This window comes from Bradyrhizobium sp. P2_E8, from assembly GCF_056403875.1.
In genome coordinates this window covers 1-2,269 of the sequence record NZ_JBFUES010001115.1, presented here as the reverse complement: position 1 = coordinate 2,269, position 2,269 = coordinate 1, and the positions used below count along the sequence as shown (strand labels likewise).

The 2,269-nt window shown below is 67.0% G+C and carries 3 protein-coding genes; 2 read left to right on the top strand and 1 reads right to left on the bottom strand.

Annotated elements, in window-relative coordinates:
* On the bottom strand, positions 1-529 hold a 529-nt coding region (locus tag AC1D00_RS37410), incomplete at its 3' end, for an AI-2E family transporter (RefSeq protein ID WP_477014125.1).
* A gap of 207 nt (positions 530-736) precedes the next feature.
* Here AC1D00_RS37410 and AC1D00_RS37405 point away from each other — a divergent pair.
* Together AC1D00_RS37405 and AC1D00_RS37400 are read left to right on the top strand one after the other, a co-directional pair.
* Positions 737-1,531: a L,D-transpeptidase gene (locus AC1D00_RS37405; RefSeq protein ID WP_477014124.1), complete on the top strand. Its 795-nt coding sequence runs from the start codon at positions 737-739 to the stop codon at positions 1,529-1,531.
* 17 nt (positions 1,532-1,548) lie between these two features.
* Positions 1,549-2,202, top strand: coding sequence for a DUF2865 domain-containing protein (locus tag AC1D00_RS37400; RefSeq protein WP_135176325.1), 654 nt, complete (start codon positions 1,549-1,551; stop codon positions 2,200-2,202).
* The last annotated feature ends 67 nt before the right edge of the window (positions 2,203-2,269 follow it).

The following is a 2,269-nucleotide window of genomic DNA, read 5'->3' as shown; positions in this document are numbered from 1 at the left end:
CGGCGAAGGTGGGCGACAGGAATTCCAGCGTCGGCTGCACCCATTCGGCCTTCGGCAGCGGCAGGCTTGGCAGACCCTCTGAGCCGCCGACCATGGTTTGCAGCTCCTTCCACAGCGCCAGCGGCCGGTCGAAAACGTGCAGCTTCTCCTTCAACTGCGCGCCCAGTTCCGGCAGGCGCGAGCTCCATTCCATCGCGGGCACGGCAATCAGCGCGACGACGAAGGCGACCACCGTCGTCACCGCGGTCACGATCAGCACGGCGCCGAGCGCGCGCGGCACGCCCCGCCGTTCCAGAAAGCCTGCGGCCGGCGAGAGCATGGTACCGGCGACGACAGCCATCACCACCGGGAGGAAGAACGCCTTGGCGAAATACAGCACCCCGATCATGGCGATCAGAAGCAAGCCGGCGAGTGCGTAGGCGACGAACTCGGTGCGGCGAATGATCGGCGGCAGCTCGCTGTGGCTGTTGGGGAGTGGGGCGCCTTCGCCGTTGCCGGAAATCAGACGTTCACTGGGAAGGACGCGCACAATATCTCTCCCGCACGGAGGTGTCCGGGCGCCCATTGGTCATCGGGAAACGCCGGAGGGGCGCCGCGGTTCCATCGCGGCTTCGTGAAGTTGCGCTCGCTTGACTGTGACGTCGCCGCCGCAGATGGCGGCGGAACTTGAGTCGGCCCGGCTGCGTTTGTTGGGAAGCCGCATCACCTGAGATGCACGCATCCAATGGGGCAGCACATGACAAAGGTCTCTTTAGTCCGTCGCAGCTTCTCGCCGCGCGCCGCCGCCACTTTTGCCTTCGCAACCGCTCTGCTCGCGGTGCCCTTCGCTAGCGCAAGCGCGCAGACGCTGGGCTATGTGCCCATGCAACCGCAGGCGTATCCGATGCAACCGCAGGCGTATCAGCAAGGCCCGAGCTATTCGCAGGGCTATCTCAGCGAGCCGGCGCAAACGGCCGACGAGGATGCCCAATTGCCCGATCGGCTGCGCAAGCAAGTCGTCAGCTTCGACCGCGGCGAGCCGGCCGGCACGATCGTGATCGATACCGGCAATACCTACCTGTATTACGTGCTCGGCAACGGCCGGGCGATCCGCTACGGCGTCGGCGTCGGCCGCGAGGGCTTCACCTGGTCGGGCGTGCAGAGCGTCAGCCGCAAGGCGGAATGGCCGGACTGGCATCCGCCGGCCGAGATGATCGCGCGCCAGCCCTATCTGCCGCGCTTCGTTGCCGGCGGACCCGGCAATCCGCTCGGCGCGCGGGCGATGTATCTGGGCTCGAGCGAATACCGTATCCACGGCACCAACGATCCCACCACCATCGGCAAGTTCGTCTCCTCGGGCTGCATCCGCATGACCAACGAAGACGTCACCGACCTGTTCAGCCGCGTCAATATCGGCGCCAGGGTCGTGGTGCTGCCGAAGAACGTGCCGCTGATGGCGAGAGGCGGCGACCCTGTGCGCAAGCGCCCTGCGGCGACGACGCTGCCCTCGGGCCGGCAGGCCCTGAACATCCCGACGTCGGCCGTGAACTGAGAATTGGGTGAGAGCGCATGAAGAGACGTTCGATCAGCAGACTGGCCGGTGGCGCCGCGGCGATCTTCACCACCGCCTCCCTCGGCCTCGCGCTGGTGCCGCCGGCGCATGCGGAGGATTTCTTCTCGGCGCTGTTCGGCGGCTTCCGGATGCGCCCGCCGCCGGAGATCCGGATGCCGTTCCCCAATGACGACATGCCGCGCTACGACACGCCGCGGCAGCGGGCTGCCTATGGCGGCGGCGCCGCCTATTGCGTGCGCGGTTGCGATGGCCGTTACTTCCCCGCGCAAGGAAATGACGCCGAGAGCAAGGCACAATCCTGCAAGAGCTTCTGCCCGACCTCGGAAACCTCGTTGGTCTATGGCAGCAACATCGAGGACGCCACGACCGAGAGCGGAAAGTCCTATTCCGACCTGCCGAACGCCTTCCGCTACCGCAACGAGATCGTGTCGGGCTGCACCTGCAACGGCAGGGATCCGGTCGGTCTCGCCCAGATCAAGGTCGAGGACGACCCCACCTTGCGCAAGGGTGACATCGTCGCGGGCGCCGATGGCCTGGTGGTCGCTGGCCGCAACGCTGGCGATCGCCGCGGCGTCGCGATGAACTTCTCTCCGCTGCCGGACTCGGTCCGCGCCAAGTTCCGCCAGGTGCCGGTGGTGGCGAAGGAGTAGGGCGGCGCCGCGTGTGATGTGACGCCGGTGCCTCGATCTCCGCCGTCGTCCCGGACAAGCGCGCCCG

What these genes read in the sequence shown, in the direction of transcription:
- AC1D00_RS37405 (WP_477014124.1), top strand. Translation starts at nt 737, where the DNA reads ATGACAAAGGTCTCTTTAGTCCGTCGCAGCTTCTCGCCGCGCGCCGCC.
- AC1D00_RS37400 (WP_135176325.1), top strand. Translation starts at nt 1,549, where the DNA reads ATGAAGAGACGTTCGATCAGCAGACTGGCCGGTGGCGCCGCGGCGATC.